Genomic DNA, 24,687 nt, shown 5'->3' on the forward strand with positions numbered 1-24,687 from the left:
AGCGCTTACATTATCTGCTGGATTCGCTTGTGCTCCTGCACTCTCATCTACTGTTAATGATATATTTGTAACTTTTGCGGCTTCTACTGCTGCATCATTTAAATCTGCACTTGGTCCATCATCTTTTATATTAAATACACCTACATCTACACTTGTATCACTTGATGCTAATGCTACTGTTGCTGTATCTGTATCTCCATCTGCATCTGTTACTGTTTGTGTTAAGTTTATTGATACATCTTCATTATTTAGTTGTCCTAGTACTAGGCTCTCTGTATCATTATCACTTGTTGTATCTGAATGCCATACATTCTTACTTTGTGTAAATGTTACTGTTGATCCGTTATTACTAATTGTAAAGTATGTTGTTGTCCCTACTTTACCAACTATCTCTCCATTCTCTTCACTTAATAAAATCTCTGCACCTTTTGCACCATTCACACCTAATGCATATAATCCTGATGATACCCCTGATACTGTTGTTCCTGTTGCATTTGTTAAGCTTAGTGAGTAACTTATACTTCCTGCTCCATCTGTTCCATATACTTCTGAGGCTGTTACTCCCCCTACTCCTACTACTTTAAACAAGCTTGAGAAGTCAGCCTCTGATGAGTTAGCGCTTACATTATCTGCTGGATTCGCTTGTGCTCCTGCACTCTCATCTACTGTTAATGATATATTTGTAACTTTTGCGGCTTCTACTGCTGCATCATTTAAATCTGCACTTGGTCCATCATCTAAAAATCTAATATCTAAAGATTGTTCACTTGTTGCAGAAACTGTATCTTTATCTGCATCTGTAATTGTTAATTTTATTTTAATTAAGTCATCTAAGGTTAAAGGTGTATCCTCGTGGTCTAAAATACCATCATTATTTAAATCTGCATTTACATCTGCATCATCAGAATGTTCCATTGCTTGGTATTGAGTAACTGTAACTTCGCCAGTGGAACTATTAATTGAAATTGTAAATACAGGATTTGTAGTTGTATCACCTGCAACATATCCAGAAAAAGATCCATCATTATTTTCTTTTAATAAGATTTCCGTATTATCGCCAGTTAAATATAATCCTGTTTGAGCTCCATCAGTTACTGATAAACTATACTCTTCTGTTACATTTCCAGTACTATTATCAGCACCTACAGAATAAGTAAATAATCCAGATATTGCGCTTGCAGAAATTGTTGCACTTGTTTGTCCTGCAATACCACTATCAAAATCAGATTCATCAAGTTTAACTAATAAATCGCTTTGATTATTTTTTATAGTTGGTTCATCATCTTCAAATTGAAGAGCATTACTAATATCAACATTTGCTGTTCCTGTTGCACTATCTTCGTCACTATCAGTAACTACTGCTGTTGCATATAAAACTACATTTCCATTAGCTAATCCAATAATCTCATCAGTACCACCTGCAATATTATCTGGAGTACCATGATCTATCTCTTCATATTGAGTTAAACTAACTTCACCAGAAGTTGCATCAACACTAACTTTGAATACTTCAATACCAGAAGTTGTTGTACCAATAATATCTCCATTTGGATTTACTGATACACTAATTGGTTCACCAGCATGAGTTAAACCAGTAGTAGTATTTTTAACTGCTAAACTATAAGTAATAGTACTGCTTGCAGAAGCATCATTATCAGCTCCAATACTTACATTATTAATATCAAAAAGAGTTGAAAAAGAAGCTTTAGCAGTACTTTCATTAGCTCCAATTGTTTCTTCATCCAATGTTGTTAGTGTTGGGATATTTTCTTCATTATACTGAATATCTGCACTTGGAGTGTCGTCAACAATATTAAGATTTAACTCTGCATCAGCAATATCACCATCATTATCTCTTACAGAAATAGCTATTGATGAAGAAGGTAAAATATTTGAACTATTGTTTGTAGCATCACCATCATCCAATTCACCTTCATGATTTACATTATCTAATAAAGTGTACTCATAATTAACTTCATATAAATTTGCACTTACTTGAGTAAATCCTGTAATTACAATTTCACCTTCTCCAACATTAATTGGATTTGAAGAAGTAGTGTTTGTTGCAAGTAATTCAGCTAAAGTAAAATCTACACCTGCAATAGTTATTAAAGATATCCCATCTGGAGAATCAATTGAAAAATTACCATTATAAATCTCACTATCATCAGATGAACTTAAAAGCCCAACTTCATAAACAGTCCCTGCATCGCCAATAATCAATAGTGGCGAACTATCAAGTTCTGCGGCATCAACTTCTCCATTTGGATCTGCTGGGTCAAAAGTAGTACCTCTACCTCTTCCAACTACACTATTAACTTGTCCAGATGGATCAATAGGGTCATTTGTTAGACCTCCTGTATCACCAACTTCACCTCCAGCTGCTGCAGCATCTAGTTGTTCAGCTAAAGCACCGAAACCATCAATAACAATACCATCAAGGAAAGTAGGATCAGGATTGTTTGTATCAGCTAATAATTCTTTTAATTGGCTAATAACATTATCACCTTCAAAGTCATAATTTAAGGCTGTTTCATTAAGCTCTTTAAGTCCATCTTCGTCATTCATAATACCAAGAACAGTTTTTTCTTTTTCATTAGCAATACCATCAGATGCTTTGATAAAATCTGCCATATTTTCTAGAACTATAACAATTCTTTCACCATTACCAGTAAAGACAAGTTCAATAGAACTTTCACCATCTTTTAGGTTAAAAGTATATTGTCTACTCCCATCTGAATTATCAAAATAAAACTGTTGCCCAGATGTAGGAGAAAAAGTAGTATTCTCTGAAATTACTTTGGTTTCAACTAGACCATTTGGATTTTTTATTATTAACTTAATCATGACTTTTCCTTTAAGTATTTTTTTATACTTTATTTTATAAAAAAAAAGTCTCTATAAAGTCTCTTTAAAAAAATTGTTGATTTTTTTTAATAATTGTAGATATTACTTGTTAGTAATAATTTTAAAAAGTGCACCATCTTTTTTATTTTCTACCCAAAGTCTTCCATTCATGTTATTTTCAATTATTAATTTTGACATAAATAATCCTATTCCTGTACCATTCATTTTTTCATAGGTAAAAAACGGTTTGAATATATCCTCAATGGGTTTTACTTTTACTCCGCCACCATTGTCTTCAACACAGATAATAACTTCATCTTCTGCTTCGTCAATAGTTATTATTATCTTTGGATTTTTTATTTTTCTTTGGATTAATATATCTTTTGCATTATTAATAATATTAATTAAAACTTGCGTATATTCATTTTTATAACCATAAACTGTTGGATTTTTTTTAACAATAATATCTAACATGATATTATTATTTTTTAAACTACTACTTAAAATATTTAAAGAAGCGTTTATTTGAGAAGATAATTTAAACTCCTCTTTTTCTTTTGTTGTAGCAAAAAAGTTTTTAAAGTCATCAATAGTATTTGACATATATTTAGTTATTTCATTTAATTTAATGATTGTTTGATTTAACTCTTTTTTATCAATATCTAAATCAAAATCTATTTTTGCTTGTATTGGAATAAATAATGAAGAAATTTCCATTAATGGTTGTCGCCATTGATGTGCAATATTATTTAGCATCTCTCCCATAGCTGCCATTTTGTTTTGTTGGAACATTATTTTATCTTTTTGACGATTTTTTTCAACCTCCAAATTAATAAGCTTTTCAAGTTCTTTATTCTGTTCCTCTAATTCAAGGAATTCATCTAGTTTTGTTTGTCTCATAACTAATCAATTAATCTTTAGGGGAGGGAGAAACCCCTTAAAGATTAAAAGTTTTCACCTCTAGAAAAAATAGATTTTGTAATCTCTTTTCCTTTTGAGTTTAAATATGCTGTTTTTCCATTAAGAATAACCTTCGCAAATCCTTTTGAAAAATCAAATGCATAATCATATTTTGGTTGAGCTAAGACATTACAAGTTTCGTCAATATAACCCCATTTACCATCTTTAACAGTCCTTGCAAAACCGTCAACATAATTGTAAATTTCATCATATTCATCATTGATTTTAAGATCCATGTTTTTTGTTATACAACCCCATTTGCCATTTGCATTAGATTGTACAAAAGTTGCATCTGCAAAAAACTCTCTTGCATTTTTAAATATAGGTTTTTGGACAACTTCAAACTTTTTGTTCATATATCCATACTTACCATCAATTTTAATAATTGAAAAGCCATTGAATAGTTTTGAAATTGAATCATAAATTGGTTTTACAACCATTTCATTTTTTCTATTTACAATTCCATACTTCTTATTATATTCAACTACAGTATACTCATCACCATAATAATTGTGTAACCAATGAAAATTTAGAACATTTGGATGTTTAGTTTTAATATTTTTATTTTCTACATCATCAAAACTTGACATCTCGTCATAAATTGGTTTTATTATTACTTCACTATTATTTTCTAAAGTTCCATACTTACCATTTTCATTGATTATTGCTAGACTATTTTCACTAGAGTTTGAACACCCTGTAAATACTAACAATAGTAAAGAACTTAAGAATAGTATTTTTTTTGCCATAATTTATCCTTATTTATTTGGATCTGTCTCTATTCTGAACTCAACTCTTCTAGATAATACATAGTTTTCAGTTCCATCTTCGTTTAGAACAGATTGTGATGAAGATTTTCCATCAGCTACAAAAGCTTTTTCAATAAAACCTTTATTTTCTACAACTGCATTATCACTATTTCCAGTTATATATTCTAAAACTTTATCTGCTCTTTTTTGAGAAAGAATTCTATTTTTTTCAAATTTTTCTTCAGCTGTCTTTGCAGTTCTATACCTAGATGAAGTGTGACCTTCAACATGTACAGAAGTGATTTCATTACTATAATCTTTTAAAATATTTACATATCTTGGGAAGAAACTATTTAAAATCTCTTTATAATTAGTAGAAATTTTACTACTTCCTCTTGTAAACATCAATGCTGGGTTTTTAAATCTAAAAGTTAAAGTATCTTCATCAATCTCTGCATTCCATTGTTCAAAATCTGGTTCAAACTCAGCTTTTAAAGCATTATATAAATCATTTAATACATGAATTGTTAAATCATCTTGAGCTTTACCCCTTTGATTTGCTGAATTAATTGCCATTGCCATTGCTGTATAATCACCATTTTCCATTTTTTTCTCAACTTGGGCACACCATCTATCTTTATTGATAACACCTTCAGTTATTGTCTCTCCACCATCAAATGATAATTGAACTTGTTTTACATCAGCATCTAAAACATCACCACAAATTTTTGGTGTATTATCATTAATTATTTCATAATCATCCATTGTAATTAAATTATAAAATTGTTCAGCAGGAGCTGCAACCTTTTCTGGTTCTTTACATTCTGATTCAACATTTTCAGTTCTTAATAACTTTGCAATTAAAACATCATTTGTTTTTGAAGCATAATGAAGTGGAGACATCTCATATTTATCTAATACATCTCTTTTTGCGCCATTACAAATTAATAATTTAGACATTTTTGTATAACCATTTCTTGTTGAGTCTATTAATGGCGTATCTCCATATTTATCAACACTATTAACAGTCGCACCATTTTTAATAAGTTTTTCAGCAATATCAAAATGATTAAATCTTGAAGCTAAATGTAAAGGTGTGTAACCAAACTTATCTTTTTCGTTTAAATCAATTTTTTCATTAATAAAAAAATCAACTAATTTCATATCGTTAATTCTAACTGCATCGTGAATAGATGATTCAGTTAAAATATCCTTATGTTTTAAACTTGTAACATTATCTCCAGTAACTGTTTTATTAGAATTAGATGCAGTAGAAGTAGTAGAAACTTCTTTACTAGAACATCCACTTAAAACAATTAGTGTAGCAACACTAAAACCAATCAAATATTTTTTCATTTTATTCTCCCTTTATTTAATTTTATCTTTCATGTAACGAATCTTGTTTTACTTTTAAAATAGGTTTTAAAATAAAATCTAGTATCGTTTTCTTACCAGTTACTATATCAACACTTGCAATCATCCCTGGAATAATTGGAAGTTTCTTCCCATTTCTCTCAAGGTAGTTTTTATCTGTTTTTACAATAACTCGATAATAACTTTTGTCCTCTTTTGAATTTTCATCTACAATTGAATCCGCCGAGATTTCTACAATTTTACCAACCAACCCACCATAAATTGAGAAATCATATGCTGTAATTTTTACAATAGCCTTTTGGCTAGGATTTATAAAAGCAATATCTTTTGGATCAATCTTTGCTTCAACAAGAAGAATATCACTTTGAGGAACTATTTCAATCAAGTCCATACCTGACTTTACAACACCCCCAATAGTATTAAAGTTAAGTTGCTTTACAATTCCATCAACAGGTGACAAAATTGCAGTTTTAGCAACTTTATCCTCTTCACCAACTAATTTTGCTTCAAATTTATTTATCAAGCTTGCAGTTTTTTGTAATTCATCAGATGCTTGTGCCCTAAAAGAATTCAATTTCTCTGATATTCTATTATTTGCTTCAGATATTGCTAGTTCAGATCTTCTTATTGATAATAATGAAGCTTCTAATTCCGCACTAACATCAGTATACTCTTTTTCAATATTCAATAAATCGTATTTAGACCTTACACCCCTTTGAACTAGTTTTTGAATGGTTGCTTTTTGCTCTTTTATAAGTAAAAAGCTTTTTTTCAAGTTCTTAATTGTATTTCTAATCTCTTTTAATTCTTGTTTCTTTTGACCTAGTTGAGTTTCTAAAACTCTAATTGATGACTTTAATTCTTTATATCTATTTTCTAATAGATTTTTTTCCAATTTATCATAACCTGAAGAGTCTTCAACAACCTCTTTTGGAAAATTTATTTTAGGTAACTCTTTTGTAATATCTATTCTTGATTCTATTTCAAGTCTTTCTCTAACAGCTAATAAACTTAAATATTCTTGTTTATTTTCTTCTAATGTTGCTTGAAATCTTGTAGTATCAATCTTCATAAGAGGAGTACCTTGCTTTACAATTTCTCCTTCTTTTACTAATATTTCTGAGATAATACCACCATCTAAAGATTGAACTCTTTGGATTTTATCAGAAGGGATTACTTTACCATTACCCCTAGCAAGTTCATCAATTTCAGCTAGCGCAGCCCAGGTTATAGCTCCAATTATAAAAATAGAAATAAAGATAAATGCTAAATTTGAGAACTTGCTTGGATTTTCATTTGCATGGGCATAATTAGAATATATAAATTCTAAATCCTCATCCTCTTCATCTTTTAAGCCATATAATTTGCCAAACCATCCAACTTTTTTCTTCGACTTTAATTTTTGTGAAGCTTCAGTATAAGATTGATTATAATCTTTATTAAAAGTTTTTAAATTAGTTTCTTGTAATAATGTTTCTTTATTTTCCATTATTACCACCTAAATTTGTTTTAAACAACTCCTCTTTAGATCCATCAAAAGCTATTTGTCCATCATCTAAAATAATAACTCTATCAACTAATTGAAGAAGTGAAGTTTTATGAGTAACAATTACTAATGTCTTATTTCCAATAATTTTTTCAATTTTATTTATAAATGCTTTTTCTGTTTGTCTATCCATAGCATTTGTTGGTTCATCAAGCATTAATATACTTGGATTTGAAACTAAAGCCCTTGCAAGAGTTACAGATTGTCGTTCTCCTCCACTTAAGCCTTCACCTCTTTCCCCAACCATTAAATCAAACCCTGCTTCGTGTTTCCCTAAGAAATCATCGAGTCCCGCAATTTTTGATACATTTATAAGCTCTTCATCAGATACATATTGTTCACCAATAGTTATATTATCTTTAATTGTCCCCATAAATAAAAATGGTTCTTGAGGCACACATCCAACAGCATGTCTTAAATCTATTGGATCAATTTGTCGAGTATCAACTCCATCAATTAAAACAGACCCATTAGTTGGTTCATATAAATTCATAATAAGTTTTAATAATGTAGACTTTCCAGAACCTATTTTCCCTAGAATTGCAATTTTTTCACCTTCATTTATTTTAAGGTTTAAATTTTTAATTGTTTGATGATTTTGTTCTTTATATGAAAAATTTAGATTCTTTAATATTATTTCACCCTTTAAATTTGGTCTACTAATATAAGTTTTATCCTCTTTTTCAAGGGGCATCTTCATAACATCATCTAGATTTTTTAAAGACAACATTGTTTTATCAAATCTTATTAACAAACCTACTAATTGTGAAACAGGAGAGATAACTCTACCATTTAGAATCATAGCTGCAATAATAGCACCCATTGTAATTTCACCTTCAGCAGCTAAATAAACCCCTCCTGCAACTATTGCAATATTTGAAAATTGTGAGATAAAAGCTGTAAAAAAAGTAATACTTTGAGATAAGAAATGTCCCTTATCTGCATAATGTACAGTTTTATTAACAGACTGATCCCAGTTTGTTCTCATTCTATTTTGAGCTCTTACACTTTTAATTATCTCTAAACCTGTAACTGATTCAATTAAGGTTGTTTGTTTAATTTGTTCCTCTTTAACAGATTTTTCAATCAATTTTTTTAAAGGTCTTTGCATATACCAAGAAGTAATTAATGAAATAATTACAGTTGCAATAGTAATATAAGCTAAAGGACCACCTATATAAAATATTACACCAATAAATATTATTACAAATGGGAAGTCTACAAATGCAGCAATTGTAGCACTTGTAAAAAACTCCCTAACTGTTTCAAAAGATTGTAATCTACTTACAAATTGACCTGTAGAAGCTGGCTTTGAATCCAATTTTATATTTAGTACATGATTAAAAATTCTATTAGCAACTAAAGTATCTGTTCTTTTACTTGCTATCCCTAAAAAATAAGATCTTAAAACTTTAAGAATAAAATCAAAAAACATAACTAAAGATATTCCTATAAATAAAGCCCACATTGTTTCAATTGCATTATTAGGAAGTACTCTATCATACACATTCATTGTGAATAGAGGTGTTGCTAGAATAAAAAGATTTATAAAAAGTGAAACCATAATCACTTGCTTATAAATCCCTTTGTTTTTAAATAAAGTTCCCCAAAACCACTCTTTAGGATTTTCAACAAGAACCTCTTTTTCAACCCTATTATTAAAATTAAATTCTGGTTTTATAATTATTAGTTCACCTGTATATTCAGAGTTTAATTTATCTAAATCAATTGTTGTTTCCCCAGAACTTAATCCTGGCATTATAACTTTTGCAAGTCCTTCTTCTTCATCATAATCTAATAATATACAAGATCTATCATTATCTAATAAAAGAACAGAAGGTAAAGCTAGTTTTGTAAGTTTAGTAATTTTTCTTTTTACAATTTTACTTGCAAGCCCAATTCTAGTAGCAGACTCTACAAACATATCAATATTTAATGATCTATTATGAACTGGTAAATTAAATTTTAATGATTCAGCAGAGGTTTCTCTTTTGTGATATTTTGCAAGAAAAAGTAAACACTCAAGTAAAGTATCTACCCTTCTTCTATCTTTTAAATTATTAAAATTTTGTTCTATGCCATTTTTATCTTGCAAGTTTAATCCAATATTTTAATTATATTTTGCGTATAAAGCCTGATGTTTACTTATATTATCAACATAAGGTTTACCAGATAAAATACTTGGACTTAATGATTTAAGTGCCTCTTTTGCTTCTTTTACAGAACTATAAACTCCATATAAAACTTTTGCACTTTTCATACTAGGTCCAAATTCAAAAGCATAAGCATTATCTCCAAGATTGTTTTCTTTTATAAAATCACTTGCTTCAATCATACCATTTTTTGTAGCTATATTAATTGTAAAGAAATTTTTTGGAGCTTCTAGAAAAGATTTATATTCTGAAGTTGCCATTTTCATTGCATCAGATGATGCTTTTTTAGTAATCTCTTTGTCCATTGAATTTACAATAGGTGTAGTATCTAAACCTAACTCTTTTCTAATTAATTTACTATCAGAAGTACTAATTAAACCATTTAGCTGTGATTCTGTTTCTTTATCTTGTTTTTTAGGGCTGTAATCAATCACTCTTGGCTGGATATTTGCACAATCTTGATTAGGGTTAGACAAAATTGTATCTGTTAACATAGATAAATTAAACATTAAATCATAGTAGTTATTTAATGCTGCATATTCCATATTTATTAAACTTTTTGAAGAGTTGTAAAGTTCACTCTCCGCATCTAAAATATCAACGAATGTTCTAGTTCCTGCTTCGAACTCATTTTTATAAGCTTCAACAATATTTACATTTGCTTCCACATACTTTGTTAAAGCTTCAACTCTTTTTTTATATTTAAAATATTTGCTGTAAGTTGATTTTACATCTGCAACTACTTCATTTGTAATATTTTCTAATGTCTTTTTTCTTTCTTGTAAAAATATCATTTCTTGTTCTGATCTAATTGAATCTCTATTACCATTATATAGATTCCAATTTAGATTTAATCTAGCGTAAGCATCTTTTTGAGTACCATTTTCATTTAATTCTAGATCATCATCAATAGATGCTTTTAATTCTAAGTTTAAATTTGGAAGAAATTTTGAATCATATTGGGCGATTTTTTCCCTTTGTTGTTTTATTCTTTCAATCTCTTCTTGAATTCTATAATTTCTTAAAATACCAATTTCAATCGCTTCTTTTAATGTCTGAGGTACTTTAGATTCATCTATAGTTGGTCTACAAACATTACCTTTTGGTTCAGAACCAACAAATTTAACATAATTAGCAATACCTGTATCTTTTAAATCTTGCTCTTCAATGTAACTATCTGTAACAAAATGTAATTTTGAAGAAACTTGGTATGTTTCTAAAACTTCACCACTAATCTCTTCTTTTTCTTTTGCTGTAATTAAATTATCTTCATGAACTTGAAGCATACTTTGAGATAATACGATTCTTTCATCAAACTTAACTAAATCATTATATACTCTAACAGTATCTAGGATAGTGTTTTCAATAGAATATAAACTTCTAAATTTATTTGCAAAATTTTGGTGTTTCATTTCACTAACTTGAGAAGGGGTTTCTCCACCATCATATAAATACTGTCTGAAAATTATAGCTGCATTATAACCATCTTCGCTAGTATTAACATCAGGTGTTGCATCATCAAAGTCTTTATCAATCTTAGCCGTTTCTAAATATGACTCAAAATCTAATGTTGGTAAATATAAACCTTCCCTGTCATCAACATACATTCTATATGCTTCTTGATTTTTTCTTTCAGCTATTATATCTGGATTATTATTTAATGTTAACTCAACTGTATCCCTTAAACTGTTTGCAAAAGAAGAAACAGAAAAAGCCGCTAATCCTATACCTATACCAATAAATGCAATACCCCGTTTCATATATACCCCTTAAATAATTCTTAAGATAAATTTATAATTATTCATTTTAAACTTTAATTATAAATTATTTTATTATCTTACATTTCACTTATTCTAGCATAAAAAGATTAAAAATGTATAGATTTGATAAAAATAATAAAAAAAATTTTAAATTTGTTCTAAATTATCTTAATATATTGTATATTGAAGACGAAAAAAACATACGAGAAAATATTGAAAAAACCTTAAAACTGATGGTCTCTAATGTTTTTTCATGTGAAAATATAGAAGAAGCAAAAAAAATATTTAAAAATAAAAGAATTGATTTAATTATTTCTGATATTAATTTGCCAGATCAAAATGGCCTTGATTTTGTTGAAATGTTAAGAGAATGTAACAATATCACTCCAGTTATTTTATTATCTGCATATACCCAAAAAGATTATTTATTAAAGGCAACTAGATTAAAACTTGTTGATTATCTAGTTAAACCTATAAATTTTGATGAACTAAAAAATTGTTTATTTAAAGCTTGTGAAGAGATAATTGAAAAAGGTTTATTTATTATAAGTTTTGAAGAAAATATCTCTTACAATGTTTTACAGAAAAAACTTTATTCAAAAGATGAACAAATCATAGATTTAACTCATAAAGAGATTTTGTTACTTGAATATTTGATTCAAAATAACAATAGAGTAGTAACCCATGAAGAGATTAAAGAACATATTTGGGAAGATAGCTTTGAAGCAAGTGATTCTGCATTAAAAAATCTACTTAATAAACTAAGAAAAAAAATTGGTAAAAATAGTGTTGAAAATATTTCAGGGGTTGGATTTAGAATACATTTAAGTTAAAATATACTTTTAAATACATCTAAAGGTTAAATCATAAAAAAATTTACTAGTTATATGCTTGTTATAGTTTCACTTATTACAATTTTTTTTATTGGTGGCTCAAATTATTTACACTATAAGATGAAAAAAGAATACCTTACTTATGCTTTAATAAATAGTGAAATACAAACTTTAAATGATATTTACTCATTATGTTCTGGATTAGTTTTAGCAAACCCTACAAAAGAAAATGTTGATAGTTGTAATTTTGTTTATAAAAAAATTGAATATAAAATTGATGAAGTAAAAAAGAAATCTCCATATATTTATTTTTATACAAAATATATTAGTGAGTAAAAAAGAAAGAGCACCATAAGTAAAACTTATGATGCTCTAATAGATATGCATGAAATTAATCAATGTAATGATAACCCGAAAACAATTAATCTACACTTAATTTAATATAATTTTTACTTATAATAAATTGTTTATGTAATATTTTGTCTTTTATATTAATTAAAATAGTATTTATTTCTATTATAATATTTATACAGTTTAGTAATAATCTTGAAACTAAAACTTACTATACTATTGATTTAAATTATCAATTCAAAGGATAAAATTTGATTGCTACAATTCCAAATGACGACCGCTATAAAATGGTGGAAAAAACAATGAAACGACTTAGTTATGATAAAAGTGCATTAATTGAGACTCTTCACACAGCACAAGAAACTTTTGGCTATTTAGAAAATGAAACTCTAAAGTTTATAGCTAGAAGATTAAAACTTCCATATGCAAAGGTTTATGGAGTTGCAACTTTTTATCATTTTTTTAGACTTAAACCAAAAGGGAAACATACAGTGGTAGTTTGTATGGGAACTGCTTGTTATATTAAAGATGCAAATAAAATTCTAGAAAAACTAGAAAATAGATTTAATATAAAAGCTGGAGAAACAACAAAAGATGGTTTACTTTCCCTTATAAGTGCAAGATGTGTAGGTTCATGTTCTTTAGCTCCCATAGCAATTTATGACAATAAAGCAATAGGACATTTAGGAATTGAACAATCAGTAGATGAAGCACAGGAGTTATTATCATGTTAAATTCACTTGAAGAACTAGAAGAATTAGCTTTAGAAAAAAAAGATTTAAAAAGAAATTCCCATGAAGAACTTAGAGTTTGTATAGGAAGCTCTTGCGCAGCATTAAACGCAGACGTTTTATTAAAAGATTTAAAAAAAGAGGTAAAAGAAAATGGCCTTGAAAAAAGATGTAAGGTAAAAGGTGTTGGTTGTAATGGGCTTTGCTCTGAAGCTATTATGGTTGCCCATTATCATAAAGAAGGAGATAGAGAATCAATTTATAGTTTTATAGATAGTTCTAATACAAAAGATTTTATTGATACTTTAAATACTAATACTCCAATAAAAAATAAAAAATGTGATAAAACAAAGCCATTTTTTACAAGACAAGAAAAAATAGTTTTAGAAAATGCCGGAATAGTAGACCCAGATGATATTGATGATTATATTGCATATGGAGGATATTATGCATTTTATAAAGCATTAGATGATATGACTCCACAAGAAGTAATAAATGAGATTAAAATAAGTGGACTTAGAGGTAGAGGTGGGGGTGGTTACCCTACAGGATTAAAATGGGATTCAGTTGCAAAGGTAGATGCACCTCAAAAATATATAGTATGTAATGGAGATGAAGGAGATCCTGGTGCCTTTATGGATAGAGCAATTATGGAAGCAGACCCCCATAAAATAATTGAAGGTATGGCATTAGCTGGATATGCCTGTGGTGCCACAAAGGGTTATATATATGTAAGAGCTGAATATCCAATTGCTGTTCAAAAACTTAATAAAGCAATTAAACAAGCTAGAAAAAAGGGGATTTTAGGAACTCAGATAGCCGATAGTGGTTTTAGTTTTGATTTAGAAGTTAGACTTGGAGGTGGTGCCTTTGTTTGTGGTGAGGCTACCGCACTTGTAACCTCAATTGAAGGAAATCGTGGAAATCCAAGACAAAAACCCCCTCATTTAAGTGACTATGGATTATGGAAATCACCAACTGTTTTAAATAACGTTGAAACCTTTGCAAATATTGCACCTATTATTAAAAAAGGTGGAGAATGGTTTAAATCATTTGGAACAGAAAAATCTCCAGGAACAAAAGTATTCGCACTAACAGGACATATAAACAACACAGGGCTCGTTGAAGTTCCTATGGGTATAACATTAAGAGAACTTATCTTTGAAGTTGGAGGTGGACTTCCAAAAGGAACTAAATTAAAAGCTATTCAAACAGGTGGTCCAAGTGGTGGTTGCATCCCTATTGAATTATTAGATACAAAAGTTGATTATGAATCATTAAAAGAGATTGGTTCAATTATGGGAAGTGGTGGATTAATTGTTATGGATGAAACATCAAATATGGTAGAAGTTGCAAGATTTTTTATGGATTTCTGCCAAAGTGAATCTTGTGGTAAATGTGTACCATGTAGAGTTGGAACTTTAGAATTAACACAATTACTTGATAAGTTTATTGCTAAAAAAGCAACAAAAAGTGATTATGCATTACTAAAAAATATGTGTGAAGTTGTACAAGATACTTCACTTTGTGGTTTAGGACAAACAGCACCAAACCCAGTTCTTAGTACTATAAAGTATTTTGAAGAAGAGTATTTAGAAGGGATAATAAATGATTAAAGAAAAAGCTAGAGTAAAAACCTTTAAAATTAATGATACCGATGTAACAGCCAAATCAGATTCTTCAATACTTGAAGTTGCAAAAGAACATGGAATTAAAATTCCAACACTTTGTTATTTTGAAGGATTAAGTGAAGTTGGTTCTTGTAGAATGTGTTTAGTTGAAGTAAAAGGAAGTGATAAATTGATTCCAGCTTGTACTTCTAAAATCAAAGAAGGTATGGAGGTAATTACAAACTCACCTAAACTTGAAAGTCATAGAAAAATGGTACTTTCTATGATATTTGCGGAAAGAACTCATACTTGTAGTGTGTGTGTTTCAAATGGCAACTGTGAATTACAAGACCAAGCTATAGAACTTGGACTTGAACATTCCCATGTGCCTTATATTCACAAACATTTTGAATTAGATGCTTCCCATAAAGATTATGTTTATGACCCAAATAGATGTATTTTATGTACTAGATGTGTTAGGGTTTGTGATGAAGTTGAAGGGGCTCATGCTTTAGATATTTTTGGACGAGGTATTGATGCAAAAATCATTCATGATATGGATGAACCATGGGCCAATAGTGAAAGTTGTACCTCTTGTGGAAAATGTGTTCAAGTGTGTCCAACTGGTTCATTATTTGAAAAAGGTGTAAGTTCAGCAGAAATGGTTAAAAAGAAAAATATTGTGACAAATCTAATTCAAATGAGGAAAGACAGATGAGTAAATTAAGAGTTGGAACCATATGGCTTGATGGATGTTCTGGTTGTCATATGTCATTTTTAGATATGGATGAAAGAATTGTTGAATTATCTCAATATATGGATGTTGTTTATTCTCCTTATGTTGATGCAAAAGAGATTCCCGAAGATTTAGATTTATTTATAGTGGAAGGTGCTTTAAGTACTGACCACGATTTAGAAATTATAAAAGATATAAGAAAAAACTCTAAAAAAATCTTAGCTTTAGGTGACTGTGCAATAACGGGAAATGTATCAGCTATGAAAAACCTTGCAGGAACTGATGCAGTTTTAGAAAAAGGTTATTTTGATCTTGCTGATTTTAACAAAGGGAAATACCCAGATAAGATAATTCCTAAACTTTTAGATAAAGTTATCCCACTTAATGAAGCTATAGATGTTGATTATTTTGTTCCAGGGTGTCCTACTCCAGCAGATGCAATTTATGCTGTATTAAAAGGTCTTGTTGATGGTGTTGAAGTAGATGTTAGCAAATACACAAGATTTGGATTATAAAAAAGGGGACTTTTTTATTAGGCTTTATTCATAAAGCTCTTTAGATTTTGCTACTTTTAAACGGAATTTATTTCCGTTGTTAAAAAGTAGATAAATATGAATTAGTCCCTTTTAAGATGGGACATATTAAAAGGAAAATATTTATGGGAAAAGAAAAAATTATAATTAGTCCAGTAACAAGGATAGAAGGACATGCAAAAATCACAATTGATTTAGATGAAAATAAAAATGTTGAGGATGCAAGATTACATGTAACCCAATATAGAGGTTTTGAAAAGATGTGTGAAGGAAGACCTTATGCAGAGATGCCAGGATTAACTGCACGAACATGCGGAATTTGTCCAGTAAGCCATGCAATTTCATCTTCTAAAGCTTGTGATAATCTATTAGCCGTAAGACCTCCAAAAGCTGGAAGAAATTTAAGAAGAATAATAAATCTTGCTCAAATCATTCAATCCCATGCTTTAAATTTTTATCATCTAAGTTCTCCTGATTTTGTATTTGGTTTTGATGCAGCACCTGAAGATAGAAATATTTTTAAACTTATGCAAACCCATCCTCAAATGGCAAAAGATGGAATAAACTTGCGAGCTTTTGGACAAAAAATAATTGAAACCCTTGGAGGTAAAAGAATACATCCAACATGGATTGTGCCAGGTGGAGTTAGTCATGAAATAAGCGTTGAAACAAAAGACTCAATATTAGCTTCAATCCCTGAAGCCTTGGAGATTGCTCAAACTGCTTTAAAATACTTTACTGAAAATCTACATAAATTTAAAAAAGAGATTGATTCTTTTGCAAATTTTCCATCATTGTTTATGGGATTAGTAAATAAAAAAGGTAACATAGAACACTATGATGGATTTTTAAGATTTATAGATAGTCAAGGAAATATTTTAGAAGATGGAATTGATCCAAGATTTTATAAAGATTATATTGGGGAAGCAGTTGAAGAGGATAGTTATTTAAAATCCCCATATTATAAACCACTTGGATATCCAAATGGTATGTATCGAGTAGGACCTCTTGCTAGACTTAATATTGCAAACGCATGTGGAACGCCACTTGCTGATATTGAATTTGAAAAATTTAAAAATATAAATAATGGAAAACCTGTACTTAATACTTTTTATTACCATTATGCAAGATTAATTGAGATTATCTATGGAATAGAAAGAATTGAACAACTATTAAATGAACCTCAAACATTAGATACTCAAATTAGAGCCCATGCAAATATTAATAGAAATCAAGGGGTTGGTTGTTCAGAAGCTCCAAGGGGAACCTTATTTCATGATTACCAAGCAGATGATAATGGAATAATTACTGGGGTTAATCTAATAATTGCAACAGGTAATAATAACCTTGCAATGAATGCAGGGGTTAAACAAGTTGCTCAAACTTTTTTAGATGGAAATGATATAAAAGAGGGAGCATTAAATAGAGTTGAAGCTGTTATTAGATGTTTTGATCCATGCTTAAGTTGTTCTACCCATGCGCAAGGTATTGTATCTTCAACAATTGAGATTAGAGATGAAAAGAAGAAGATAATTCAAACTATAAGAAGAGGATAATTAAAACAATGACAATAATTGTAGGTTTTGGAAATGATTTAAGGGGTGAAGATGGTTTTGGAATTGATGTAATAAAAAAATTACAAAACTACGATTTACCCAATACTAAATTAATTTCAACCTTTCAATTAACGCCAGAGTTGAGTCTTGAATTAAAAGAAGCTACAAGATTGATTTTTATTGATGCTACTTTTAGTAATATAAACAATTACTCTTTAGCTTGTAACCTTGAAGAATACAAACATGACCAATTAAGTCATCATATTAGTATTAGAACAATATTAATGATTTTAGAAAGGCTTTATAATACTAAACCAGAATATGAGCTTTATTCCATGTTTACAAATAGTTTTAATGAAATAATTGATGAGAAAAATTATGAAAAAGCTATAAAAAAAGTTGTTGAATTCATAAAAACAGTTAACTAAAAAAGTTAACTGTTTAGAAATGAATCTTCAACTATTTGAATCTCTTCTCTTGAACCAAAATATATTGGTGTAGTTGCATTTATATCTGTAGTTGTCATATCTAAAATACGACCTTTTTTATTAATTGCTCTACCACCTGCTTGCTCAATAATATATGCAATTGGGAAAGCTTCAAAAACAGTAAATAGTTTTCCTTCAGGAAAAGATTTTGTTGCTGGAGAAGAATATAATCCACCTTTTTTAAATAAAATTTGGTGAGTATCTAAACATAATGAGTCAGAAAATCTTAATCTATAACCTTTATTAAAAAAGCTATCAACTAAAGCTTTATGTTCAGGTGTCCACTCAGGAACTAAACCAGCAGTTGAGTTTATTTTCCCAACTTTTTCTAATGTTAAGTTATCTTGTTCAATAAACTCACCATCTTCAAATGAGAAGTATTGAACTCCATCCATTTTTGAAGCAAATACTAATTGAAAAGTTGGTCCATATGTTACGTAAATTGCTGCTTTTAAATGAAAAGCATCCATTTGTTTTTCATAAATACCAAAAATTGAACCCAAAGAAAAGTTTACATCAAGTAAATCGATATTATCAATTGATACATAACTTACTTTGTATTTTCCATTTTCATTATTTACTTTTAAATTTTTGTGTTGTCTTCCAATAAAAGAGTGAATAGATTTTGTTCTTCTAAACTCCCTTTCAATTACATCTGCGCAATAAGATCGAACTTGCTCGTTCATCTCTTTATCAGTTAATCCACTCGAAATAAATCTATCACAATCAACAAATACATTTTTTTCGATATCTTCTGCAATATTTGTAATTGCATTAAAAATAGCTATCATAATAGTTTCCCTAAAAGAAGCTAAAACTTAATGTTTTAGCTTGTTATAAAAGTTCTGAAATTGATAAAATCGAAAATTGAGTTTTTATACTCTAATTTATCTAGTAATTCAAAATCAATATTGTTATTATTTATCATACCAAGTAATTCATTAAAATTGGATATATGCTCTTTAGTTCTATTTTCACTATACTCAGTTGCCGTTGCTGTTGTCATTAAAAAAGCCCAGTCACTACTTTGAGCAAGTAATAACTCCCTTAACATTTGAGTTAGAACTCTAGAAATATTATCATCATTTGTATGGAAATACTCTTTTGTTTTCTCTTCTAAAACATCTGCCATTTCATGAAGGTGTCTATATATCCAATCATTTCCTTCATTTAACCAAACATCATAATAACCTTTATCGCCCCATGATGATGGATTAGGATTTACAACTTGGTTTTTTGGATACATATTTAGATATTCCATTGGAGTTACAGCTTTCATAACTTTATGTTTATCAATTTCTCTAAACATATTTGCTAAAAACTCTGGACCTTCAAACCACCAATGACCAAAAAGTTCAGCATCATATGGAGAAACTACCATAGGTGTTCTATCCATAAGTGAGCCTAAATGGTCAAATTGTTTTTCTCTATGCCAGTGGAAATTCTCAGCATGTTGTTTTGTTCTATCTTGAGCAATCCAAGGATTATATGCTTCTTTATAGTCTGTTGTACCAGTGATTTTATGATATTTAAATCCTGTAAATACCCTAACCCCATCTGGATTAATATATGGCTTAATATAATCAAAATCTAAGTCATAACCAATATCTCTATAAAAATCTCTATAATTAAAATCTCCAGGATAACCCTCTTTTGAACTCCAAACTTGTTTTGAAGATTGGGCATCTCTACCAAAAGCAGCACATGAATGGGGAGTATAAGTAGGAGCATAAACTCCATTTACAGAAGTTGGTCTACCATATGTTAAAGCGTGTGAATCAACAATGAAAAATCTTATTCCTTTTTCATTTAATATCTCATCTAAACCATCATAATAAGCACACTCAGGAAGCCAAATCCCTTTTGGCTTTCTTCCAAAATGTCTTTCATGGGATTGAACAGCTATTTCTATTTGTGTTCTAACTGCATGTACATTTACACTTAAAATTGGAAGATAACCATGGGTTGCACCACATGTTATAACTTCCAATGAACCTTTGTTATAAAAATATTTATAACCATTTAAAACGTTTCCTTCTAGAAAACCTTCAAAAAACTCTTTTGTTTCAATAAATAAATCTCTATAAAAGTTTGCTAAAGGTGAGAAATGTGCATCGCCCTTTGTTCTTTCAACTTCTTTATTACCTAGTTCTATATGCTTATCTAAAAAAACTCTATATTTACCCATAAGATGTGAATCAGCTAACATCTCAGCTAAAGGAGGTGTAACAGAAGTTGTAAGTTTAAAATTAACCCCATCATCATCTAATTTTTTTAATCTTTTTAATAAAGGAATATAACACTCAGTAATAGCTTCAAAAAGCCAATGTTCTTCTAAAAAATTTTCATATTGTGGATGTTTTACAAACGGTAGATGCGAGTGTAATACAGGTACCCAATAACCTTTAACCATAACTTTCCCCTAATTTTAATTACCCTAAATTTTTAGGATATTTTTGTCAAACTCTATTTTACAACTGAAGAAGAACTAAATTTTTGTTTCTCTTCAACTTCTTCTATAAAATGTTTAATCTTTTCCATCTCTTCAATATATTTTGCTGAAGACACTCCTTGCTCTGAATGCTCAATTGTACTTCTAATAACTTCAGTCCATCCCATTTTTTTTCTAATCCAAACCTCATCTTCACTACTTGGTAAATTAACTTGTGAAGAAAATGTATGTACTGTATTTGAAGTGATTAATTCAATAAAATCATCCTCTTTTGTTAAACCAACCTTTACATAAACATTCATATTCTCAAAAGGTCTTTTTACATAGTATTTACCTAATGCAAAAGAAGATTCAAAACTATAAAGTTCTTGATTATCTGTATTAAAAACTTTAAAATAAAGTTTATCTTTTCCTAAATCAATGTTATTTTTTGCTAGTGTTTGATCACTAACTTCCCAATACACAAAATATTTTTCAGTATTTACCATCAAAATTCTTAGGGTATCTTTATTGTACCTATCTGGGATTTTATACTCTTGGACAACTGGTTCTCCCTCTTTTACAAGGGTATCAATTACGTGCGATGAACTAGAAAAATCATTTTCTAGCTTCATACTCTCTTTTACTAAATCATCTGCTTTTGGATTCATAGTTTTCCCTATTGATTTTTGAAAATATTATATTATAAAAATGTTACAAATTTGTAATAACACTGTTTAAATATTATCGAATATATTATTTACTATCTCTTGTGCTTCAATCTGTATTTGTTTTAAATGTTCACTTCCTTTAAAACTTTCCCCATATATTTTATAAATATCTTCCGTACCACTTGGTCTAATAGCAAACCAACCATTTTGTGTACTTACTTTTAATCCACCAATTGCTGCACCATTATCTGCTTTTGTTAAAATTGATTCTATTTTTTCACCGGCTAAGGTATCAGCTTTTATATCCTCAGGTTTTAAATTTTTAAGTGCTTTTTTCTGTTCATTATTAGCAATGGCATCTAATCTTCCATATACTGGCTCACCAAATTTTTCAATTAAATCATCATAATAAAGTCCAGGGTCTTTTTTTGTTTTTGCTAAAATTTCAACTGCTAGAAGATTTAAAATTATCCCATCTTTATCTGTACTCCAAGGTTGTCCATTTTTTCTTAAAAATGAAGCCCCTGCACTCTCTTCTCCACCAAAGAATACCTCTTTTGTATTTAATGGTTTTACAAACCATTTAAATCCAACTGGCGTTTCAAATACTTTTTTACCATTATCTTTTACAACTCTATCAATCATAGATGAACTTACAAGTGTTTTTCCTACACCTAAACCATCAAACTCTCTATTTTTTGATAGATAATCAATTGCAACAGATAAATAATGGTTTGGATTTAATAAACCTTTACTTTTTGTAACAATACCATGTCTATCAAAATCTGTATCATTTCCAAAGGCAATATCAAAATCCTCTTTTAAATCAATTAATCCTGCCATTGCATATGGTGAAGAACAATCCATTCTAATCTTTCCATCTTTGTCACAACACATAAATGAAAATGTGAAATCAGGAGTATCATTAAACACTTCAATATTTAAATTATATTTTTCTTTTATAGCTGTGTAATATGCCATACCAGATCCACCCATGGCATCGGCACCAATTTTTAAATTGGCATCTTTAATAACATCCATATCAATTACATTTACTAAATCATCAACATATGGACTTACAAAATCATATTCAAATAAAAAACCTGATTCTAGGGCACTTTCTAAATCCATTAACTTTACATCTTGTAAATCGTTTTTTAAAATCTCATTAGCCCTTACTTCAATAACTTTTGTGATTGATTCATCAGCTGGTCCTCCATCACTAAAGTTATATTTAAACCCACCATCACTTGGAGGATTATGAGAAGGAGTTATTACTATCCCATCTGAATTTTCATGACTTAGGATTGCATGAGAGATTACAGGTGTTGGTGTATACCCAAAATCTTTTGCATAATAAGTTTTAACACCATTTGCAGCTAAAACCTCAAGTGTAGTTCTATGAGCTGGAGTTGATAAAGCATGTGTATCCATCCCCACAAAAAGTTGAGAATGACCTTTTTGCTTATGAAACTCAGCAACAGCTTGAGCCATTGCCATAATATGCTCTTCATTAAAACTATTTTTAGAAGCACAACCTCTGTGACCTGAAGTTCCAAAAGCTACCATATGAGCTTCATTTTCTACATCTGGAACTTTTGTATAATAATCACTTATTAGTTGTGGAATATTTTCTAAAATTGATTTTGGTGCCTTTTTCCCTGCAAATTCATGTACTCCCATTTCTTCTCCCTATAATTAATTTTTATCTATACATCTTTTCGTAATATTCATTTGCCATTCGTCCAGATTCAAATGCTGGTATAACATCATTCATTGAATTTTTCATTATTTCAATCCATTGTTTTTTATCTTCATAATACATAGGCAAAATTTTATCTTCTAAGATATCCATTAAATACTTATTATCTAATCTATCTTGTTCCTCAATTGGAAGACCTCTTCCTTCTGTTGTAATTGTAAAAGAATTAACTCCTTCTTTACAAAATTCTGGATGCCAACCATCAGCAATAGATAAATTAACTGTACCATTCATCGCTGCACTCATCCCACTTGTACCACTAGCTTCTCTAGTAACTCTTGGATTATTTAGCCAAACATCACAACCTTTTTTTAACTTCATAGAAAGGTCTAATTCATATCCAACTAAAATAGCTACATTTTTATAAGCTCTTGCCATATAATTTAAATCATTAAAAATATTAATTGCTAAGTTATCAAAGGGATAAGGTTTCCCTGCCCAAATAATTTGAACTGGATGTTTTTGATTTTTAATTAGGTTTTCAAATCTTTGTAAATCATATTTTAAAAGACCTGGTCTTTTATATTCTGCAAATCTTCTTGCCCAAACAATAGTTAAAACATCTGGGTCAAACATTTTTCCTGTTTGGTTTGCAACTTCTACAAAAAGCATTTTCTTTAAATGTTTTTTTCTTGCATCAAGTTCAAAATCCTCATGTTCATCTAAAGCTTTCATCAGAGTTTTATCACTCCAATATCTTCTATTTTGAGCATTTGTAATTGCAATAATTTCACATCTACCCTCAACATCTTTCCACATCTCATTTGCAACTTCACCATGGATTTTAGAAACTCCATTTGCAATTTTTGCCAATTTTAAAGCTCCAACAGTTAAAGAGAAACTATCTCCTTGAATCCCTGTTACATCTCTAACTTCATGTAATTGTGAACCTGCAAAAAATCCCATTCTATCAAGCATATAAATATTATGTTCTTCATTCCCTGCAGTTTCTGGAGTATGGGTTGTAAAAACAAGTCTTTTTTTAACTTCCCTTGCATCTTTAAATCTATTTAATAATTCAAATGCCATTGGTAAAGAATGTCCTTCATTCATATGATAAATATCTGGTTCATATTTTAAAGCTTCTAAGATTTTTGCTCCCCCAATACCTAAAACTATCTCTTGAGCTACTCTAGTTTCATTATTTTGGTCATATAATTTATGGGTAATTGTTCTTGCTAAATAATCATTCCCCTCAACATCTGTTGAAAGTAAAATTAATGGCGCAGAATTAAAAAGTTCACTAGGAACTAAATAAGCTTTAACAATAACTGGTTTTCCATTTATATCAACAGTTACTGATACATTTAAATCTTCTAAAAAATAATATCTTTTTCTTCTAAATTCAACTTTTAAATATCTATCTTCATCTCTACCTTGGTCATAATAACCATAACTCCAAAGCATACCTATTCCAACAACATTTTGTTTTAAATCATAGGCACTTCTCATATGTGAACCAGCTAAAAAACCAAGTCCCCCTGAGTATATTTTTAAAGCTTGGTGAATTGCAAACTCCATTGAGAAATAAGCAACAGATTTTGAATATTTTTTATCAATTTCATAACTATGTAAATAGCTCATATTAAATTTTTC

20 protein-coding genes are annotated in these 24,687 nt (G+C 29.3%); 8 read left to right on the plus strand and 12 right to left on the minus strand.

Features of this window, described 5'->3' with window-relative positions; genetic code table 11:
* From FDK22_RS15725 to FDK22_RS08265, 7 genes are all read right to left on the minus strand, one after another.
* The coding region (locus tag FDK22_RS15725) for a DUF5801 repeats-in-toxin domain-containing protein (protein WP_171012947.1) at positions 1-2,847 on the minus strand (2,847 nt) is incomplete at its 3' end.
* A gap of 102 nt (positions 2,848-2,949) precedes the next feature.
* Positions 2,950-3,747 carry a sensor histidine kinase gene (locus tag FDK22_RS08240; protein ID WP_138152445.1) on the minus strand — a complete coding sequence of 266 codons (798 nt, stop codon included), beginning with the start codon at positions 3,745-3,747 and terminating at the stop codon, positions 2,950-2,952.
* A gap of 44 nt (positions 3,748-3,791) precedes the next feature.
* The gene (locus FDK22_RS08245; protein WP_138152446.1) at positions 3,792-4,556 is read right to left on the minus strand and encodes a WG repeat-containing protein; all 765 of its coding nucleotides are present in this window, start codon (positions 4,554-4,556) and stop codon (positions 3,792-3,794) included.
* A gap of 9 nt (positions 4,557-4,565) precedes the next feature.
* A complete protein-coding gene (locus tag FDK22_RS08250) occupies positions 4,566-5,912 on the minus strand; it encodes an ankyrin repeat domain-containing protein (protein ID WP_138152447.1) in 1,347 nt (448 codons plus the stop codon).
* 22 nt (positions 5,913-5,934) lie between these two features.
* Positions 5,935-7,419, minus strand: a complete 1,485-nt coding sequence (locus FDK22_RS08255) for an HlyD family type I secretion periplasmic adaptor subunit (protein WP_138152448.1) — start codon at positions 7,417-7,419, stop codon at positions 5,935-5,937.
* Complete coding sequence (locus FDK22_RS08260; protein WP_138152449.1) at positions 7,409-9,571, minus strand: type I secretion system permease/ATPase; 2,163 nt, start codon at positions 9,569-9,571, stop codon at positions 7,409-7,411. Before FDK22_RS08260 ends, FDK22_RS08255 begins: the two co-directional genes overlap by 11 nt.
* Positions 9,572-9,586: 15 nt before the next feature.
* Positions 9,587-11,389, minus strand: coding sequence for a TolC family protein (locus FDK22_RS08265; protein ID WP_138152450.1), 1,803 nt, complete (start codon positions 11,387-11,389; stop codon positions 9,587-9,589).
* A 113-nt stretch (positions 11,390-11,502) separates the two neighbouring features.
* On the opposite strand from FDK22_RS08265, the gene FDK22_RS08270 reads away from it, so the two are divergent.
* From FDK22_RS08270 to FDK22_RS08305, 8 genes are all read left to right on the plus strand, one after another.
* Complete coding sequence (locus FDK22_RS08270; protein ID WP_138152451.1) at positions 11,503-12,222, plus strand: response regulator transcription factor; 720 nt, start codon at positions 11,503-11,505, stop codon at positions 12,220-12,222.
* A 54-nt stretch (positions 12,223-12,276) separates the two neighbouring features.
* Positions 12,277-12,558 (plus strand): hypothetical protein, encoded by a 282-nt coding sequence (locus FDK22_RS08275; protein ID WP_138152452.1) that lies wholly within the window; start codon positions 12,277-12,279, stop codon positions 12,556-12,558.
* A 266-nt stretch (positions 12,559-12,824) separates the two neighbouring features.
* Complete coding sequence (hoxE, locus tag FDK22_RS08280) at positions 12,825-13,307, plus strand: bidirectional hydrogenase complex protein HoxE (protein ID WP_212744994.1); 483 nt, start codon at positions 12,825-12,827, stop codon at positions 13,305-13,307.
* Positions 13,301-14,920 (plus strand): NuoF family protein, encoded by a 1,620-nt coding sequence (locus FDK22_RS08285; protein WP_138152453.1) that lies wholly within the window; start codon positions 13,301-13,303, stop codon positions 14,918-14,920. Before hoxE ends, FDK22_RS08285 begins: the two co-directional genes overlap by 7 nt.
* A complete protein-coding gene (gene hoxU, locus FDK22_RS08290; RefSeq protein ID WP_138152454.1) occupies positions 14,913-15,632 on the plus strand; it encodes a bidirectional hydrogenase complex protein HoxU in 720 nt (239 codons plus the stop codon). Before FDK22_RS08285 ends, hoxU begins: the two co-directional genes overlap by 8 nt.
* Positions 15,629-16,165 (plus strand): NADH-quinone oxidoreductase subunit B family protein, encoded by a 537-nt coding sequence (locus FDK22_RS08295; RefSeq protein WP_138152455.1) that lies wholly within the window; start codon positions 15,629-15,631, stop codon positions 16,163-16,165. The genes hoxU and FDK22_RS08295 overlap by 4 nt, the downstream gene beginning before the upstream one ends.
* 143 nt (positions 16,166-16,308) lie before the next feature.
* Positions 16,309-17,739 carry a Ni/Fe hydrogenase subunit alpha gene (locus FDK22_RS08300; RefSeq protein WP_138152456.1) on the plus strand — a complete coding sequence of 477 codons (1,431 nt, stop codon included), beginning with the start codon at positions 16,309-16,311 and terminating at the stop codon, positions 17,737-17,739.
* Between the two features lie 8 nt (positions 17,740-17,747).
* A complete protein-coding gene (locus FDK22_RS08305) occupies positions 17,748-18,167 on the plus strand; it encodes a hydrogenase maturation protease (RefSeq protein ID WP_138152457.1) in 420 nt (139 codons plus the stop codon).
* A 5-nt stretch (positions 18,168-18,172) separates the two neighbouring features.
* Here FDK22_RS08305 and FDK22_RS08310 read toward each other — a convergent pair whose 3' ends face one another.
* From FDK22_RS08310 to glgP, 5 genes are all read right to left on the minus strand, one after another.
* On the minus strand, positions 18,173-19,018 hold the full coding sequence (locus FDK22_RS08310) for a class 1 fructose-bisphosphatase (RefSeq protein WP_138152458.1): 846 nt from the start codon (positions 19,016-19,018) through the stop codon (positions 18,173-18,175).
* A gap of 35 nt (positions 19,019-19,053) precedes the next feature.
* A complete protein-coding gene (locus tag FDK22_RS08315) occupies positions 19,054-20,640 on the minus strand; it encodes a glycoside hydrolase family 57 protein (RefSeq protein WP_138152459.1) in 1,587 nt (528 codons plus the stop codon).
* A 53-nt stretch (positions 20,641-20,693) separates the two neighbouring features.
* Entirely contained in the window at positions 20,694-21,329 is a 636-nt protein-coding gene (locus FDK22_RS08320) for a DUF4912 domain-containing protein (protein WP_138152460.1), read from the minus strand.
* 66 nt (positions 21,330-21,395) lie between these two features.
* Positions 21,396-23,012: a phosphoglucomutase (alpha-D-glucose-1,6-bisphosphate-dependent) gene (gene pgm / locus FDK22_RS08325; RefSeq protein ID WP_138152461.1), complete on the minus strand. Its 1,617-nt coding sequence runs from the start codon at positions 23,010-23,012 to the stop codon at positions 21,396-21,398.
* 22 nt (positions 23,013-23,034) lie between these two features.
* Positions 23,035-24,675 carry an alpha-glucan family phosphorylase gene (gene glgP, locus FDK22_RS08330; RefSeq protein ID WP_138152462.1) on the minus strand — a complete coding sequence of 547 codons (1,641 nt, stop codon included), beginning with the start codon at positions 24,673-24,675 and terminating at the stop codon, positions 23,035-23,037.
* Positions 24,676-24,687: the final 12 nt, after the last annotated feature.

Origin of the sequence: Arcobacter arenosus (assembly GCF_005771535.1) — a bacterium.
In the GTDB taxonomy this organism is placed as follows: domain Bacteria; phylum Campylobacterota; class Campylobacteria; order Campylobacterales; family Arcobacteraceae; genus Halarcobacter; species Halarcobacter arenosus.

Bases quoted from the DNA above. Each gene is read 5' to 3' on its own strand.
- FDK22_RS08240 (WP_138152445.1), bottom strand. From the start codon at position 3,747: ATGAGACAAACAAAACTAGATGAATTCCTTGAATTAGAGGAACAGAAT.
- FDK22_RS08245 (WP_138152446.1), bottom strand. From the start codon at position 4,556: ATGGCAAAAAAAATACTATTCTTAAGTTCTTTACTATTGTTAGTATTT.
- FDK22_RS08250 (WP_138152447.1), bottom strand. From the start codon at position 5,912: ATGAAAAAATATTTGATTGGTTTTAGTGTTGCTACACTAATTGTTTTA.
- FDK22_RS08255 (WP_138152448.1), bottom strand. From the start codon at position 7,419: ATGGAAAATAAAGAAACATTATTACAAGAAACTAATTTAAAAACTTTT.
- FDK22_RS08265 (WP_138152450.1), bottom strand. From the start codon at position 11,389: ATGAAACGGGGTATTGCATTTATTGGTATAGGTATAGGATTAGCGGCT.
- FDK22_RS08270 (WP_138152451.1), top strand. From the start codon at position 11,503: ATGTATAGATTTGATAAAAATAATAAAAAAAATTTTAAATTTGTTCTA.
- FDK22_RS08275 (WP_138152452.1), top strand. From the start codon at position 12,277: ATGCTTGTTATAGTTTCACTTATTACAATTTTTTTTATTGGTGGCTCA.
- FDK22_RS08285 (WP_138152453.1), top strand. From the start codon at position 13,301: ATGTTAAATTCACTTGAAGAACTAGAAGAATTAGCTTTAGAAAAAAAA.
- hoxU (WP_138152454.1), top strand. From the start codon at position 14,913: ATGATTAAAGAAAAAGCTAGAGTAAAAACCTTTAAAATTAATGATACC.
- FDK22_RS08295 (WP_138152455.1), top strand. From the start codon at position 15,629: ATGAGTAAATTAAGAGTTGGAACCATATGGCTTGATGGATGTTCTGGT.
- FDK22_RS08300 (WP_138152456.1), top strand. From the start codon at position 16,309: ATGGGAAAAGAAAAAATTATAATTAGTCCAGTAACAAGGATAGAAGGA.
- FDK22_RS08305 (WP_138152457.1), top strand. From the start codon at position 17,748: ATGACAATAATTGTAGGTTTTGGAAATGATTTAAGGGGTGAAGATGGT.
- FDK22_RS08310 (WP_138152458.1), bottom strand. From the start codon at position 19,018: ATGATAGCTATTTTTAATGCAATTACAAATATTGCAGAAGATATCGAA.
- FDK22_RS08315 (WP_138152459.1), bottom strand. From the start codon at position 20,640: ATGGTTAAAGGTTATTGGGTACCTGTATTACACTCGCATCTACCGTTT.
- FDK22_RS08320 (WP_138152460.1), bottom strand. From the start codon at position 21,329: ATGAATCCAAAAGCAGATGATTTAGTAAAAGAGAGTATGAAGCTAGAA.
- pgm (WP_138152461.1), bottom strand. From the start codon at position 23,012: ATGGGAGTACATGAATTTGCAGGGAAAAAGGCACCAAAATCAATTTTA.
- glgP (WP_138152462.1), bottom strand. From the start codon at position 24,675: ATGAGCTATTTACATAGTTATGAAATTGATAAAAAATATTCAAAATCT.